The 15,852-nt window shown below is 68.5% G+C and carries 15 protein-coding genes; 6 read left to right on the top strand and 9 right to left on the bottom strand.

Annotated features, from left to right (window positions below; genetic code table 11):
* The first annotated feature begins 88 nt into the window (after positions 1–88).
* Both AB0M24_RS25070 and AB0M24_RS25065 read left to right on the top strand, forming a co-directional pair.
* Positions 89–1,627, top strand: a complete 1,539-nt coding sequence (locus AB0M24_RS25070; protein ID WP_363772386.1) for a sensor histidine kinase — start codon at positions 89–91, stop codon at positions 1,625–1,627.
* Positions 1,624–2,295: a response regulator gene (locus AB0M24_RS25065; protein ID WP_363772383.1), complete on the top strand. Its 672-nt coding sequence runs from the start codon at positions 1,624–1,626 to the stop codon at positions 2,293–2,295. Before AB0M24_RS25070 ends, AB0M24_RS25065 begins: the two co-directional genes overlap by 4 nt.
* Here the strand turns inward: AB0M24_RS25065 and arfB are convergent.
* From arfB to AB0M24_RS25030, 7 genes are all read right to left on the bottom strand, one after another.
* Entirely contained in the window at positions 2,292–2,720 is a 429-nt protein-coding gene (arfB, locus tag AB0M24_RS25060; protein ID WP_363772380.1) for an alternative ribosome rescue aminoacyl-tRNA hydrolase ArfB, read from the bottom strand. The two genes, AB0M24_RS25065 and arfB, sit on opposite strands and share 4 nt — an antisense overlap.
* A 10-nt stretch (positions 2,721–2,730) precedes the next feature.
* A complete protein-coding gene (locus AB0M24_RS25055; RefSeq protein ID WP_363772377.1) occupies positions 2,731–3,879 on the bottom strand; it encodes a SigE family RNA polymerase sigma factor in 1,149 nt (382 codons plus the stop codon).
* Positions 3,880–3,932: 53 nt separating this feature from the next.
* Positions 3,933–4,994: a phosphoribosylformylglycinamidine cyclo-ligase gene (gene purM, locus AB0M24_RS25050; RefSeq protein ID WP_363772374.1), complete on the bottom strand. Its 1,062-nt coding sequence runs from the start codon at positions 4,992–4,994 to the stop codon at positions 3,933–3,935.
* 32 nt (positions 4,995–5,026) lie between these two features.
* Entirely contained in the window at positions 5,027–6,532 is a 1,506-nt protein-coding gene (gene purF / locus AB0M24_RS25045; RefSeq protein WP_363772371.1) for an amidophosphoribosyltransferase, read from the bottom strand.
* Positions 6,533–6,669: 137 nt separating this feature from the next.
* Complete coding sequence (locus AB0M24_RS25040; protein ID WP_363772368.1) at positions 6,670–6,987, bottom strand: hypothetical protein; 318 nt, start codon at positions 6,985–6,987, stop codon at positions 6,670–6,672.
* Positions 6,987–7,310 (bottom strand): hypothetical protein, encoded by a 324-nt coding sequence (locus AB0M24_RS25035; protein WP_363772365.1) that lies wholly within the window; start codon positions 7,308–7,310, stop codon positions 6,987–6,989. The genes AB0M24_RS25040 and AB0M24_RS25035 overlap by 1 nt, the downstream gene beginning before the upstream one ends.
* A complete protein-coding gene (locus AB0M24_RS25030; RefSeq protein ID WP_363772362.1) occupies positions 7,310–8,056 on the bottom strand; it encodes a maleylpyruvate isomerase N-terminal domain-containing protein in 747 nt (248 codons plus the stop codon). The genes AB0M24_RS25035 and AB0M24_RS25030 overlap by 1 nt, the downstream gene beginning before the upstream one ends.
* A gap of 95 nt (positions 8,057–8,151) precedes the next feature.
* Here AB0M24_RS25030 and AB0M24_RS25025 point away from each other — a divergent pair, with 95 nt between their 5' ends.
* Both AB0M24_RS25025 and AB0M24_RS25020 read left to right on the top strand, forming a co-directional pair.
* A complete protein-coding gene (locus AB0M24_RS25025) occupies positions 8,152–8,475 on the top strand; it encodes a type VII secretion target (protein WP_363772359.1) in 324 nt (107 codons plus the stop codon).
* Complete coding sequence (locus tag AB0M24_RS25020) at positions 8,472–10,514, top strand: alpha/beta hydrolase (protein ID WP_363772356.1); 2,043 nt, start codon at positions 8,472–8,474, stop codon at positions 10,512–10,514. The genes AB0M24_RS25025 and AB0M24_RS25020 overlap by 4 nt, the downstream gene beginning before the upstream one ends.
* On the opposite strand, the gene AB0M24_RS25015 is transcribed toward AB0M24_RS25020, so the two are convergent.
* Positions 10,511–10,888, bottom strand: a complete 378-nt coding sequence (locus AB0M24_RS25015) for a sterol carrier family protein (protein ID WP_363772353.1) — start codon at positions 10,886–10,888, stop codon at positions 10,511–10,513. The two genes, AB0M24_RS25020 and AB0M24_RS25015, sit on opposite strands and share 4 nt — an antisense overlap.
* A gap of 58 nt (positions 10,889–10,946) precedes the next feature.
* Between AB0M24_RS25015 and AB0M24_RS25010 the strand changes: the two genes are divergently transcribed.
* Together AB0M24_RS25010 and AB0M24_RS25005 are read left to right on the top strand one after the other, a co-directional pair.
* A complete protein-coding gene (locus tag AB0M24_RS25010) occupies positions 10,947–12,512 on the top strand; it encodes a hypothetical protein (RefSeq protein WP_363772350.1) in 1,566 nt (521 codons plus the stop codon).
* Positions 12,509–14,167 carry a hypothetical protein gene (locus AB0M24_RS25005; RefSeq protein ID WP_363772348.1) on the top strand — a complete coding sequence of 553 codons (1,659 nt, stop codon included), beginning with the start codon at positions 12,509–12,511 and terminating at the stop codon, positions 14,165–14,167. The genes AB0M24_RS25010 and AB0M24_RS25005 overlap by 4 nt, the downstream gene beginning before the upstream one ends.
* Here the strand turns inward: AB0M24_RS25005 and AB0M24_RS25000 are convergent.
* Positions 14,164–15,807 carry a glycosyl hydrolase family 28-related protein gene (locus AB0M24_RS25000; protein WP_363772345.1) on the bottom strand — a complete coding sequence of 548 codons (1,644 nt, stop codon included), beginning with the start codon at positions 15,805–15,807 and terminating at the stop codon, positions 14,164–14,166. The two genes, AB0M24_RS25005 and AB0M24_RS25000, sit on opposite strands and share 4 nt — an antisense overlap.
* Positions 15,808–15,852: the final 45 nt, after the last annotated feature.

The following is a 15,852-nucleotide window of genomic DNA, read 5'->3' as shown; positions in this document are numbered from 1 at the left end:
TGGTTCGACATGTTGCTCTGGTGTAAACCTTGATGTCGCTCTTGCGCTTCTAAGGTTTCTTTTGGTTCTTCTGGTCACGGGAGGTCTCATGCGTCGCCGCCGTTCCCTGGCCAGCCAGCTCCTAGTGTGGCAACTCGTAGTCGTCACGTTGCTACTGTGCGCGGTCGGCGCGCTGACGGTCGTCCAGACGGGCAGCAACTTTCGCTCCAACGAGGAGCGCCGGATGCTGTCGGTCGCGGAGAACGTCGCGGCCACGAACGTCGTCCAGACGTCGATGGGCAACTGGCGGATCCTGGCCGCGCCCGCCGAGACCGCGCGGAGCCTCTCCGGTGCCTCCTACGTGCTGATCGTCGATCTCCACCGGATCGTGATCGCGTCGCCGGACCCGTCCCAGATCGGGACCACTTTGGACACTCCGACGACGGCCCTGGACGGCAAGGCGTGGGTCGGCACCGTCAAGGGGTCGATCGAGGCGCACGTGCCGGTGTTCGACGAGGTGAGCCGCAGGGTCAACGGCATGGTGATCGCGGGCGCGATCGAACCGGGTCTGTTCGCGGGCGCGCTGGACCAGCCCGTCGACGTGCTGCGGTACCTGGCGATCGCGCTGGTCATCGGCGTCACCGGGTCGTTGCTGCTGGCGCGCAGGGTGAAGCAGCAGACGCTCGGGCTGGAGCCGCACGAGATCACCGCGCTGGTTGAGAACCGCGAGGCGTTGCTGCACGGCATCAGGGAAGGCGTCGTCGGCCTCGACGGGCAGAACAAGATCACGCTGGTGAACGACCACGCGAGCGACCTGCTGGCGTTGCCGGAGGACGCGGTCGGCCGCTCGGTCGAGGAGCTGGAGCTCAACGAACGGCTGCGCGACGTGCTGACCGGGCGCGCGACCGGTGTCGACCAGCTGGTGCTGCGGCAGGGTGTCGTGCTCACGTTGAACCGCATGCCGATCGAGGGCGGCGAGGGCGCGGTCGTGACGTTGCGAGACCGCACGGAACTCCTTGCGCTGCAACACGAACTCGACGCCTCGCAGCACGCGACGGACACGCTCCGGGCACAGGCGCACGAGTTCGCGAACCGGCTGCACACCATCGCCGGGCTGATCGCGCTGAAGGAGTACGACGAGGTCAGCAACTACATCCACCAGATCAGCTCGGCGCAGGACCAGTGGCGGGCCGAGGTCAGCTCGTCGATCGGCGACCCCGCGGTGGCCGCGCTGCTGATCGCGAAGGCTTCTCTGGCCGCCGAACGCGGCACGGCGCTGAGGATGGGCCCGGACAGCGTATTGGGACGCGTCGACGAAGCTTTGTCTGCGGATTTGGTCATGGTGCTGGGCAATCTCGTCGACAACGCGTTGGATGCACTGAGCTCGCTGAGCACGAACGGCGCTCAGAAGTGGATCGAGGTGGGTGTGATGCAGTTGGACGACGAGGTCCAGGTCGTGGTGCGCGACTCCGGTCCCGGTGTGGCGCCGGAACTCGCGGAAGAGGTGTTCCGGCACGGGTTCACGACCAAGGCGGCATCGCACGGCGAACGCGGCATCGGGCTCGCGCTGATCAGGCGAGCATGCCTGCGGCGCGGGGGTTCGGTGAACGTGTCGGGTTCGGTCTTCACCGCAAGGCTGCCCTGGTGATCCGGGTGCTGGTCGTCGACGACGACTTCATGGTGGCCAAGGTGCACAGCGGCTACGTCGCGCGCACCGAGGGTTTCGAGGTGGTCGGGGTCGCGCACACCGGCGGGGACGCGTTGCGCGCTGTCGCGTCGTTGAAACCGGATCTGGTGCTGCTCGACATCTACCTGCCGGACGTCAGCGGGCTTGAAGTGCTGAAGTCGTTGCGCGCCAACGAGGACGTGGACGTCATCGTGATCACGGCGGCGACCGACGTGGAGACCGTGCGCAGTGCGATGCGCGGTGGCGTGCTGCACTACCTGATCAAGCCGTTCGACTACTCGGCTCTGCGCGACCAGCTCGCGCACTTCGCGTCGTTGCGGGACAAGCTGCACCGGCTGGACTCGGCCGGACAGGCCGACGTGGACCAGGTGTTCGGTGCTCGGCCTACCTCGAAACCGTTGCTGCCCAAGGGTTTGACGCCGGAGACGGCGCGGCTCGTGGAGAAGGCGTTGAAGGAGCACGCGGAAGGGCTTTCGGCGTCGGAATGCGCGTCGTCGACCGGTGTGGCACGGGTGAGTGCGCGCCGGTACCTGGAGCACTTCGTGACGACCGGGCGGGCCGAGGTTCGGTTGCGGTACGGGGGAACGGGGCGGCCCGAGAGGATCTACGCTCTCGTGTCCGGCGCCTAGTCCCAGGAGCCTGCGCGACCGCGGCCGCGTTTGGTGTCCGCACGACGCTTCTTCTGTGCGATGCGCCGTTCCTGCGAGCCTTTCGTGGGCTTGGTCGCCCTGCGCACCGGCGGAGGTGCGGCGGCGGCTGCGCGCAGGATCGCGGCGAGACGTTCCCGTGCGGCGCCGCGGTTCTGCAGCTGCGCGCGGTGCTCGGACGCGGCGATCGTGAGCACGCCGTCGACGAGCCGCGCGGACAACCGGTCGAGCATCCGCGCCTTGAGGTGCTCGGGCACCGACGGCGAGGCAGCCAGGTCGAACGAGAGCTCCACACGGCTGTCCGCCGTGTTCACTCCCTGCCCGCCCGGCCCACCTGACCTGGAAAAACGTTCGCGCAACTCGGACGCCGGAATCACCAGCGTCCTCGTCACGGTCACGTCGTTCATGCCTGCAAGGTTAGAAGGTCAACCCCGGCAGTGTCGCGATCTTTATCAGCACTTCGCGGTCGAGCACGGGCGCAGGCCTGGTCTTCGCGCCCTCCAGCTTCGGGCTGCCGAGCGCGTTGGTGCGGAACTCTCCCACGTTGACGTTGATGACCTTGACGAACGAACCGTCTGGCCGAAGCGCCTCCACCTGGTACATGTGGACGCCGTCCTGTTTGCCCAAGATGCTGGACCGGACCTTGATGCCGTCGACCTCGCGAAGCTCGCACGGCGCGACCTCGGGCTCGTAGCACTTGCTGAAGTCCGCGGCGTTGGTGCGGTCGACTTCGATCGTCATCGCGCTGGTGCCCTGGGCGTCCTTCAGCAACGCCACGGCGCGACGGCTTTCCTGAGTGTCGAAGAACTGCAGCGCACCTGCCGGGACTCCCGGTACGCCCTGCGCGGTGACTCCGGCAGGGATCACGTCGGCCGCGCGCAGGATCTGGGTGAGCTGGGCGTTGCGGTCGACGACACCGGACGACACCGCCGACCCCGCCGAGTCCTTCATGGTGATCTGCGACTGCAGCACGTAGCCGGTCGTGCCCAGTCCGACCAGCACGACCATCGCCATCGCGCCCGCGATCGCCGTGCGCCTGCGGGTGAGCTTCGCCTTGCCCTTGCGGATGACCTCGGACCGGTAGATCCGCAGCTTCGGCTCGTCCTCCAGCAGTTCGCGCAACGCGGCGAGCCCCTTGGCCGCCTGACTCTTCACCGTGCCCTCCGTCCTGCCGAGGATGCGGGCGGTCTCGGTGATGCTCAGGTCCTCCCAGTACCGCAGCACGACAACGGCGCGTTGGCCCGGCGGCAGGGCGTCCAGCGCGAGACGCAGGTCGAAGTCCGCCGAGTCGTCCGTGATGGCGGGCTCTGGCACGACGTCGACCGTGCGTTCACGCTGGAAGAAACCCCGACGGCCTTCGTCGATCGCGGTGCGCACCAACACTTTGCGCGCGTAGGCGTCCACGCTGTCCTTGCGCACGCGGGACCAGGCGACGTAGAGCTTGATCAGCGCGTTCTGGACGATGTCCTCCGCGCGGTGCCAGTCGCCGCACAGCAGGTACGCCGTGCGGCGCAGGACGAGAGCGCGTGCGTCGACGAACTCCCCGAACTCGCGGTCGCGGTCCAAGTGCCCCTCCTCGGTCGCCGCTTAGTACGCAGCGACGACCGTAGAAGGTTGCCTCAGAACCTGGGGTGGTCTCCGACGAGTGCGGCGCCGCCGACCTCGGCCTTGGTGATCTCGCCGAGCACCCACGACGGGACGTGGCGCGCGGTGAGCACGGCCAGGGCGCGGTCGACGTCCTCGGGCGCGACGACGGCGACCATGCCGACGCCCATGTTGAACGCCTTCTCCATCTCCTCGCGCTCCACCCGGCCGCGCTGGGCGATGAGCTGGAAGATCGGCGCGGGTGCCCAGGTGCCGCGGTCGAGCGTCGCGTGCAGGCCCTCCGGCAGGACGCGGGCCAGGTTCGCGGCCAGGCCACCGCCGGTGACGTGCGAGAACCCGCGGACCTCTGTCTCGGCGATCAGCGCGAGGCAGTCCTTGGCGTAGATCTTGGTCGGCTCCAGCAGCTCCTCGCCGAGGGTGTGGCCGAACTCCTCGACGTGGCCCTCCAGCGGCATGCGCGCGATCTCCAGCAGCACGTGCCGGGCGAGCGAGTAGCCGTTGGAGTGCAGGCCGGACGAGCCCATGGCGATCACGACGTCGCCGTCGCGCACCCGGTCGGGCCCGAGCAGCTTGGACTGCTCGACCACGCCGACGCCCGTGCCGGAGATGTCGTAGTCGTCGTCGCCCATCAGGCCGGGGTGCTCGGCCGTCTCGCCGCCGAGCAGCGCGCAACCGGCCTGGACACAGCCCTCGGCGATGCCCTTGACCAGCGCCGCGATCTTGTCCGGCACGACCTTGCCGACCGCGATGTAGTCCTGCACGAACAGCGGCTCGGCACCGCACACGACCAGGTCGTCCACGATCATCGCGACCAGGTCGATGCCGACGGTGTCGTGCTTGTCGAGCGCCTGCGCGACCGCGATCTTGGTGCCGACGCCGTCCGTGGACGAGGCGAGAACCGGCTCCTTCCAGCGGTCGAGCTTGAGCTGGAACAGGCCGGCGAACCCGCCGATGCCACCGAGAACCTCGGGCCGGTGCGCCTTGGCCGCCCACGGCTTGAGCTTCTCCACCGCCTCGTCACCTGCGGCGATACTGACTCCGGCGGCGGCGTAGGTGGCCTTGGCGCTGTCGGTCACGTCAACTTCTTCCACTTGGATCTTGGCAGGCGTCAGGGGCGACGCAGTGCGTCTTCGGCACCATAGCCGTTGGCCAGGACGGGGGCGGCTGAGCCCGACACGCCCTTGAGGCCCTCCAGCAGGTGCTTGCCGATGAGCGCGTCCGGCGGCAGCTCGATCGGGTACTCGCCGTCGAAGCACGCCGAGCACAGCCGCGTCTTGGGCTGCTCGGTCGCCGCGACGAGCTGTTCCAGCGACACGTAGCCGAGCGAGTCGGCACCGACCGAACGACGGATGCCGTCGTCGTCCAGGCCGTTCGCGATGAGCTCGGCACGCGAGGCGAAGTCGATGCCGTAGAAGCACGGCCACTTCACGGGCGGCGACGCGATCCGGACGTGCACCTCCAGCGCACCGGCCTCACGCAGCATGCGGACGAGCGCGCGCTGCGTGTTGCCGCGCACGATCGAGTCGTCCACGACGACCAGCCGCTTGCCGCGGATGACGTCCCTGAGCGGGTTCAGCTTCAGCCGGATGCCCAGCTGGCGGATGGTCTGCGACGGCTGGATGAACGTGCGGCCGACGTAGGCGTTCTTGACCAGGCCAGACCCGTACGGGATGCCGCTGGCCTGCGCGTACCCGATCGCGGCGGGCGTGCCGGACTCGGGCACCGGGATCACCAGGTCGGCCTCGACCGGGTGCTCCTTGGCGAGCCGGCGGCCGATCTCGACGCGCGTCGCGTGGACGCTGCGGCCGGAGATCGTCGTGTCCGGGCGCGCCAGGTAGACGTACTCGAAGATGCAGCCCTTGGGCTCGGGCGTCGCGAACCGGGTGCTGCGCAGGCCGTCGCCGTCGATCGCGATCAGCTCGCCGGGCTCGACCTCGCGCACGAAGCTCGCGCCGACGATGTCCAGCGCCGCGGTCTCGCTCGCCACGACCCAGCCCCGCTCCAACCGGCCCAGCACCAGCGGCCGGACACCGTGCGGGTCCCGTGCCGCGTAGAGGGTGGACTCGTCGCTGAAGGTCAGGCAGTACGCGCCCTTGACCGTCGGCAGCAGCTCGAGAGCCGCCTGCTCGATGCCCTTGTCGGCCGCCGCGTGCGCGAGCAGGCCGCAGAGGATGTCCGAGTCGGTCGTCGCGCCGTTGCGCTCGACGATGCCGAGCTCCTTGGCCTTCTCCAACAACTCGGCGGTGTTCACCAGGTTGCCGTTGTGGCCGAGGCTCAACCCGCTGCCGGCGGCCGTGGTGCGGAACGTCGGCTGGGCGTTCTCCCAGGTCGTGGACCCGGTGGTGGAGTAACGGCAGTGCCCGACGGCCACGTGGCCCTTGAGCGACTGCAGAACCTGCTCGTCGAAGACCTGGCTGACGAGCCCGAGGTCCTTGAAGACGACGACCTGCGCCCCGTCACCGACCGAGATGCCCGCCGCCTCCTGGCCGCGGTGCTGCAGGGCGTAGAGCCCGTAGTAGGTCAGCTTCGAGACGTCCTCGCCCGGAGCCCAGACGCCGAAGACGCCGCACTCCTCACGGGGTTCCTGTTCGGGCTGGGAATGGTCGGCGACCACCGAGTTGGCTCCCTCACGGATGGGGCTGGCTGCTCCCCGAGTGTAAGTGGAGCGGGGGGCCAACTACCCCCTCCGAACCCCTGGTGAGGTGACCAAACTCATGCCTTCGGCCCACTTCAGACCACTCGATCATGCGTTCAGGCCTTCTGGCACCCGCTGATCTTGGTGTCCTTGGACCAGTAGACGAACGGGCTCCCCTGCTCCTGCTCTCCCGTGCACACCACCTCGTCGCCCACGGCCGCGCCCCCAACCGAGTCCGGCTGCTTGAACTGCGGGGTCAGCCCGTCCTGCCACAGCAGACCCTTCGGGGCTTCGCCCACCAGCTCGAGCCGGTAGTACTCGGTCGGGGTGGTGTTGTCGACCTCGACGATCTTGTACCGGAGTTCGCCGTCCCAGGAGGTGGCGCAGCCGGACAACGCGAGACAGCCCGCCAGCACGACCACGATCTTGCGCATCAAGCCTTCTCGCAGCTCTTCACCAGCGTCACGACGTGCGAGTCGCCGATCGCGCTGCCCTTCTTCTGCTCGACCAGGCACAGCAACTCGTCACCGACTGCCGCACCGCCGCTCACCGCACTCGGTTGCACCGGCTTGCGCGCCAAGTCCTGCGGGTCCAGCGCACCCTTGGGAGCGTCACCCACCAGTTCGAGGCGGAAGAACTCGGTCGGGCTGCTGGTGTCGAGGGACTTGATCCGATAGCGGACCTCCTGCCCCTCCCAGGAGGCCGCGCAGCCTGCGAGCAGCAGACAAGCGGTCACCACCACAACGAGCTTGCGCATCAGTGCCCCCGTCCGACCTTGAGGACGTCCAGCACGCGCCGGTCGCCGGTCATCTCCTTGAGGTTCATCCGGTTCCAGAGCCAGAAGTAGACGAGCTCGGCATCGCCGGTGACCTGGGCGTCGCCCTCCTCGCCGGGGGCAGCGGCACGGGTCTCGGGAACCTCACCCGCCGTCAGGGAGATCAGCCAGGACTCGGGCACGTCGGTCGGCCGGACCACGGCCGTGCCGGACACCTCGGTGGGCGAGTCGCCGTCGAGCTTGGCCGCGACGATGGTGGTCAGCACCTCGTCGATGCCGTCGACGCACAGGTCCGGATCCGTGGCGACGACCTGGCGGACGACCGTCTGCGCGTCGAACCGGCGCAGCACAGTCTCGTGTGCGATCCGGCGGTGCCACACCCACGCAAGATCGGGCGCGGCCGGTGAGAACGTCCACACGGGCCGGTTGCCGGACACGGCCGCCAGGACCTCTCCGGCCTCAGCTACCTGCAGGTCGAGGTATTCGAGCGGCGACAGCCCACCCCTCGGTACCGGCGGCCGCATGGGGTTGCGGCTGCCCGTGCGCAGGTAGGCGGTCGAGGTCTCCAGGAAGCGCGCGAGGTGCACGACGAGGTCCTGCACGGTCCATCCCGGACGTGTCGGCACCTCGGCGGCCGGATCCGCGTCGGCCACCGCCTTGCGGAACATCTCCGCCTGCTCGACGAACACAGCGGTCCACCGCTGTGCCGTCCACCCCGTCTGCACCATGAGCGACATCGTGCCCGAAACAGTCCGCGCACGAGCGGGGAACCGGCGATGATGTGGCTGCGTCGCAGTGATCGAGGACCAACAGGGGGTGTGCGATGTTCGGCGTTGAGCCAGAACTGCTGCGCAACGCGTCCAAGGAGTTCGGCAACGGCTCCGACGCGGTGCGCGAGGCAGCGGAGTTGATCTCGATGCTCAAGCTCGACGCCGGTGCGCTCGGCGAGGTCGACGCGGCCGCTGAGTTCGCGGACGCACTGTCCAAATTCGTCGGAACACACGCCCAGGACCTCCAGCGCGGCTCCGCGTGGATCACCGACGCCGCCGAGGGGCTCGTGTCGAACGCCGACGCCTACCAGCGCACGGACGACAACCACGCCTCGGTGCTGACGAAGCTCTTCCAGGGACTTGGGGGCGGCAAGTGAGCTACACGGATCCGGAGAGCCTCTACGGCAAGCTCGCGTCCGGTGACGTCAGCCGCATCGCTGCCGCCGCCGACCCGATCACGGGTGCGATCAGCGCGGTCGGCCGCGCCGGGGACACCGTGGCCAAGGGCGGCAAGACGGCGGTGAGCAGCTGGGTCGGCGACGCCTCCGGCAAGTTCGCCGCGCGCGCCGAGCTTTCCGTGAACGCCGCGAAGGCCGCGGCGCAGCGACTTGGCGCGGGTGCCGACATCGTTCAGGCCGCATCCCGTGCCTACGGCCAGATGCGTGGTGCCGCAGACCAGGCGATCAACGTGTGGCGCAGCCGTCCGCCGGGTCTCGACGAGGAGCAGACCCGCACGCTCGCGAACCAGGTCAACGACTCCCTGAACAAGGTGAAGTCGGGTTACGACAACGTGCTCCGGTCCTACGCGGGTGCGCTCACCAAGATTCCGCCCGGCTTCGAGGAGTCCGCCCGAACGGACTGCGGCTGGGATCGCGCCGCCCAGCGCGCCGGTGGCGGCGGAGCGCTACCTCCTGTGCCACCGCCCGGTACCGACCCGAAAACCGTCGCCGCCTGGTGGAAGTCGCTCAGCGCGGACCAGCAGAAGGCGTTGCTGGAAACCAAGTTCCAGGAGCTCGGCCAGCTTCCCGGCCTGCCGGCGGAAGCGCTGGACAAGGCGAACCGCCTCCGAGTCGCCGATGACATGAAGCGGTTCAACGACCAGAAGACGGCGCTGGACCAGCAGCTCGCGGACCGCGCTCGTGAACTGGGCGTCGACCCGAAGTCGTCGGAGGGCCAGCGGGCGCTGCGCAACGACCCGCAGGGGTCGCAACTGATGGCCCAGTACGACGACGCCGCACGCCGCGCCCACAACGCGGAGATGGCGAACAAGTCGTTGATCATGGCCGGCGACGAGGTCGAGAAGAACGGCAAGCAGGCCTTCATCCTCGCCTACAGTCCGGACGGTCCTGGTGGCAAGGAGGGCACCATGGCCATCGCGTTCGGCAACCCGGACACCGCCAAGAACCTCGCCGTCTGCGTGCCGGGGACGACTTCGGATCTCGAAGGCGGCTTCAGCATGTCGCAGGCCGCGAACCTCAGCAACGCGATGGGCAAGGACGGCGCCGCGATCCAGTGGCTCGGCTACGACGCCCCGGCGGCGGCACTGGGCCAGGTCAACGACCCGGCCCAGGCGATCGAGGGCGGCAAGCTCCTCGCGCAGGACGTCGCGAACTACCGCGCGGTCAACCCCAACGCGCACGTCACGGTGATCGGCCACAGCTACGGCAGCACGGTCGTCGGCTACTCCGCGATGGACAACGGGCTCAAGGCCGACGACATCGCGTTCGTCGGGTCTCCGGGCGTCGGCGCGTCCAACGTCAACCAGCTCGGACCGGGCGCCGGGCACGTGTACGTCGGTGGCACCGAGCACGACCCGGTCATCCAGGGCACCAGTGGCGACTGGTTCACCAAGGACGGGTCGTCGACCGGCCCGTACGACGCGTCGTTCGGCGCGAAGCAGTTCGGCACCTCCGGCGAGACCTGGGTGGGAGAAGCGCACTCCTCCTACTACGACAAGGACTCCGAGTCGCTGGGCAACCTGGCGAAGATCGCGACCGGCCACGGCGGCGATGTGACCGAGCAGCGGTGGCAGGACTCGCCGGTGCCGGTCGAGGTGCCCGGTTCGAACCTGCCGGGTGTCGGCCCGGTCATCGACTGGGGTGTCAACACGGGCAAGGAAGTCGTCGACATCGGCGAGGACGTCTGGCGCGGTGGTGGCCAGGTGGTCGACGACATCTCGAAGGGCAACTGGGGTGACGCGGGCCGCCATGCGGTCGGCACGGTCGGTGAGGTCGCCAGCGACGTGGGTGATTTCGCGATCGACACCGTGGGCAACGTCGGTGAGCTCGGGCGGGACGTCTACGAGGGCGGCAAGGCTGTCGTTGAGGGTGGCGTCGAGGTTGTGAAGGACGTTGGTGGCGCCATCTCGGACGGTGCGAAGTCCGTTTACGACAACACGATCGGCTCGTGGTTCTAGAAGCGGACGATCGGCAGCAGGGCGGAGATGTCGGCTCGGGTGCCTGAGGCGGTGACCCGAGCGCCGTCCAGCGCCTCGGACCAGTCGAGGGTGCCGGTGGCCAGTTCGAGCCACGTGCGGGCGTCGGTTTCGATGACGTTCGGGGGCGTGCCGCGGGTGTGACGCGGGCCCTCGACGCACTGCACGGCGGCGAACGGCGGGACTCGGACCTCTACGCTGCGGCCCGGTGCGATGTGTTCGAGGGTGCGCAGGCTGAGGCGGACGGCGGCGGCCAGGGCTGGGCGTTCCGGCTGGTCGGCTGTGCCCTGGAGCCAAGGGAGCACGGCCTGCACGGCGGCTCGCATCTCGGCGGGGTCGACGGGCTTCGCTGGCACGTCGCCCACATTAGCGAAGCGGCAGCGGCGGTCCCTGAGCTGTTGGTATATCTGAACCGTGATCAGGAACTTCGCCGTCGTCGGTTCCGGGCAGGCGACGAGGGAGCGGTTGACGGCTGCTCTCGCGGCCGCGCCGGACATGGCGGTCTACCGGATCGGGCGCGGGGCTGACCCGTTGCCCGTGTCGGCGACCTTCGACCCGTCGGATCAGCCGGGGTGCCGGAGTCTGCTGGACTGGTTCGAGCGCGGGGCGCCGTCGGGTGCGGTGTTGCTGGTGGACGACTGGGCGTTGTGCGTGGAGTTCGACGCGGACCTGGACCGCAGTGTCGGGTGGATCGCGGCGTTCGGGCCGGCGCGGGGTGTGCAGGTCGTCGTCACGGCGCGGAAGTGGGCGGATCTGCCGGAAGGGCTGAAGCGCCACCTGCATGGCGAGGCCGCGGACTTCCTGGGGCTGCACGGGATCGAAACCGATCTGAGCAACAAGTACGAGCGGCGTGACCTCAAGGCGGCTGTGGGCCACGACGAGCGCGGCTGGCCGGTGTACCTGCACATAGACGTCGACGGCGACGGTTACTCGGGCACGTACCTCGGGCCGGCGGCGCAACGGGAGCAGAAGCTGCTCGCCGCGTTGCTGGGGCTCATGGTCACGCACTCGTCGACGGATCTGAACATCTGCTGCTTCGACCCCAAGAACACCGGTGTGTTCGACGGTCTGGACGCGGCACCACACGTCACCTTCAGCCTCAACGGCGACACGACGAACGAGGTCCTCGAACGGTTCCGGGTCGGCCTCGAAGGCGAGCTCAACCGACGACAGCAGCTCGTGCACAACGCCGACGGCTGCCGCAACTTCCACGACTACCGCGAAAAGCAGCGTGCGGGCGCGAACCTCGACCCGCTGCCCGCCCTGCTGGTCTGCGTGGACAGCGCCGAAGTGCTGATGGAACGGTTGCCCCGCTTCAAGGACACCCTGGACGCCCTCGTCAGCGCCGGCCGCGTCATGGGCGTCTACCTGTTGTTCTCCGGCGAGACCTTCCCGGAGCAGCTGCGGGCGAGAATGCCGGAGTGGCCGTCCGGAGTGCCGCCGTTCGACCTCGAGGAATGGGTCGACGTGCTGCCGGGGGCGCTGGCCGGTTCCAGCCCGCCCGCACACCAGATCGCCCTGCCGTCGCTGCACGCGAACCAGGTCGGGCTCACGCTCGACATGCTGCCTCCGGGCGCGATTGGCGTGGTGGACAAGCCTTTCCAGCAACGGCGCGACGTCATCGTTCCCGCGTTCACCGAGCAGGGCCGCTACGGCGCGATCGTCGGCAAACCCGGCACCGGCAAGAGCACTGCCCTGCGCACGCTGGCGACGGTTCTCGGTGACGAGCTGCCGAACTACCAGCTGCTCGACGGTCCCGGCGAACCGCTGGACCCGGAACGCCACATCGTCGTGACGGCGCGGTCGTGGGACCAGGTGCCCGCGTTCATCCGGCAGAGCCTGGGTTTCGCGATCGAGTTCCGGCTGGACGACCCTGCCACCTCGTTGCTCGGCAAGCAGCAGGCCGCGCTGGTCCCGGACCTGCCCGGCTTCGGTCTCACGCTGCCGGACGGGCTCCAGTCGCAGATCGCGATGCCGTGACCCATCGAGCACTGGTCGGGCCCGCGGCTCTCGTGGCGCCACGAACCCCTGCGGGACAAGGGGTTTATCGCATCGGACGCGGCGAGTCGCAGGCCGCGGTCAGCTTCGACCCCGCCGACGAACGCCGCCGCCAGAACCTGCTGACCTGGTTCGAACGCGGCGGCGAGCCCGGTGCCACGTTGCTGATCGACGACTGGAAGCTGTGCACGGACAACGATCCCGGGCTCGCCGACGCCGTCCGGTGGATCAGCACGACCGCGCGCGACGTCCAGGTGGTGATCACCGCCCGCGTGCTCGGCGATCTTCCCGAACGCGTCCGCCTGCGGGTCGAGGTCCTGGATTTCCTGGCGTTGCACGGAATCCACGAGTTCAGCAAGACCCTGGCGTGGAAGGGCAGGTGGTGGAAGGTCCCGATCGGCGTCGACAGCGCGGGCGAACCGGTCGTCGTCGAGCTGACCCACTTCGTCGACGGCAAGTGGCGCACGGGAAAGCACTTGAGCGCCACCGAGCGCGGTGCGTTCCGAAGTCTGGTGCTGGGCTTGATGACCACGCACTCGCCCAGGTTGTTCCAGACGATCTTCATCGACGCCCACGACACGGACACGTTCGACGGCCTCGACCAGGCACCGCACGTGCTGGCCCATCACCGTGACGCGGCGAAGAATCCCGCGCGGATCGCGGACGTGTTGCTGGCAGAGTCGGAACGCCGGCTGGAGGTCGTCGGCAACACCTGGACGATCTTCCACCACCGCGGCTTCGACCAGGTGCTGCCGCAGCTTCTGGTCTGCGTCAACGGGTTCGAGGATCTCCAAGCCGCGGATCCGTCGTTCGCCAACGACCTCGCGCTCGTCGCCAAGGAGGTCGGCAAGTCAGGAATCCAACTGCTGCTCGACGGCGAGCACGCGCTGACGGACGAGCGGATCGGCGGCACTCCGCCCGCGAACCTCGAAGAGCTCGCGTTCTCGTTGCCACCCCTGATGAACCAGCCCGAGCCACCGCCGGACTTCCACACGCTGCACGAGATGCCGACGCACTCGTGGCGACCACGTCCTGTCGCCCTGCAGTACCGCGCTCCGGTGGGTGCCGACGAGTACGGGCAGCCGGTGGAGGTCGACCTCAAGTCCACCCACCTGCAGGACGGGATGGGTCCGCACGGCGAAGTTGTCGCACCGCCCGAACAACGCGCCAACGCCTTGCGCTCGCTGATCCTCGGCCAACTGCTCCGGCACTCACCGGACGACCTGCGGGTCATGTTCGTCGGCGAGTCCATCGGCCTCGACGACGTGCCGCACGCGTGGCACGGAGACCTGCTCAACGATCTTGAGCGACGCACCAGGACGTTGGCGGAGCACGGTCACCGCACGACCTGGGACTACCGAGCAGCCAAGCCCGCAGGTGCACAACCGTTGCCAGAGTTGCTCATCTGCGTGAACGGAAAGACAGACCCGGAGTTCCTCGCTGTGCTGCCGACGCTCAGCGAGGCAGGTCGCAACTACGGCCAGCACCTGCTGCTCGCCGGCTCGAAGCCCTGCGACCTGCCGGGTGTCTCGCTTTCGTACCGGCTGGAACTCACCGATCGAGGCTGGACCCGCAAGATCGGCAGGTCGGTGGAGAGCTTCGTGCTCCCCACCGACCTCGACGAGGTGAAACTCTAGGAGCGGCGCAGCTTCCGTTGTGCGTCGTAGAGGTTGCGCGGCGTCACGTCGTTGGTGCCGTAGAGCTCCAGCCGCGAGTTCAACGCACCGGTGAAGTCCGGCTTGTCGATCTGACCGAAGTCGCGCACCTCGGAGATCGCCACGGTCGCGCTGCACGGCGCCACCTGGTCGATCCGCACGTTGCCCGCACGCTGGTTCGTGACCGTGACGTTCCAGTGCGCGAACCTGGCTCCGTACAACGGACCCGCGTTGGCACTACCGCCGTGCGCACCGACGTTGTTGATGGTGATCTCGGTGCGGACGTTGCCGAACGGCAGACCGCGGTGCGTGTCGAACACGTCGTGGTCCATGCGGCCACGGGTCCAGACGTTGCCGCACGACAGGCCTTCGACGTTCAGGCCGTGGTTGCCCGCACCGGCCTGCGACGGCTCGGACGGCGCCTCGATCACGAACCCGTCGGTCAGGTTGTCGTGCGACTGCTCGCGCGTCGCGTACGCGTGGTGGTGGCCACGGCCGGAGACCCGCGTGTTCAGCAGCGAGATTCCCTTGGAGGACACCAACAGGAACCCGTTGTCGACGTCCTGCACGTGCACGTCGTCGGCCCAGCAGTCCCACGCGCACTGGAACGCGACACCGTTGTACCCCTTGTCCTGCAAGTGCTTCGGCGTCGGCACCTTGAACATCTCGATCTTGATGCCCTCGACGCCCGCGCCCGTGACGACCGGCGCCATCGTGGTCAGGCGGGCCTTCCACTCGGGGCGGATCTCCAGCGGCAACGGCTGCGCGAGCTTGACCCTGTTGCCCCGCACCCATTCGACCTTCACCGGCCACAGGAACGGGAAGTACGACAGGAGCTTGTCCTTGTCGTCCCACTTGTACGTCGTCGTGCCTTCGACGTCACCGCACATGTGTTTGGGCAACGTGTACTTGTCGTCGTCCAGCCGCAGCAGCACGCGCTGACCGGCCCGCAGCGACCGTCCATTCTCGACGGTCACCACGAACGAGCCGCGCGCCGCCGAACCGGTGACGTTGGTCAGGGTCTTGCCGAGCTCCAGCTCGTTGCCCGTCCAGCCCTCGAAAGGCCACTTCTTCGCCTTGATCGCATCGACCAGCGGCTGGTAGCGGTCGCGGTGGCACACCCACACCAGACCGCCGGACCAGCTCCACGCCGAGTTCTCCGAGCCGTAGCGGCTGCGGTTGATGCCGACGATCTCCTCCAGCGAACGAGTCGCGTAGAAGGTCGTCTTCGCGCTGCCCGCGCCGCGCAGCACCACGTTGTCGTAGCCGATGCGGATGATGTCGTCGATCCGGTAGCGGCCCGGCGGCACGAAGACGGTGCCACCGCCCAACCTGCCCACGAACTCGATCGCCTTGTTGATCGCCACCGAGGCATCGGCCGAACCGTCGCGACGAGCGCCGAAGAACAGCACGTTCGCCAGGACCGGACGACGTGCGGGCCGCTCACCCGTCCGGTAGCCGGCGTAGGCGATGTTCGGGATCTGCGGGTGGTTGTAGGGGTTCTTCACGAACTCAGTCCACAGCGAAGCGGAGGCATCGGCGGAAGCCATGCCCGTCGTCGCTGACGTGCCGACCAGCGCGACCCCTGTAGCCAGCAGGAATCGCCGTCTGTCGATGTTCATTTCGCCGTCTCCAAGGGGTCTTGGCCACGGCGGCGGTGGTCAGAT

Source organism: Lentzea sp. NPDC051838, from assembly GCF_040681245.1.
Classification (GTDB): domain Bacteria; phylum Actinomycetota; class Actinomycetes; order Mycobacteriales; family Pseudonocardiaceae; genus Lentzea.
Note: the sequence above shows the minus strand (reverse complement) of the source record. Positions and strands in the feature narration are given on the sequence as shown.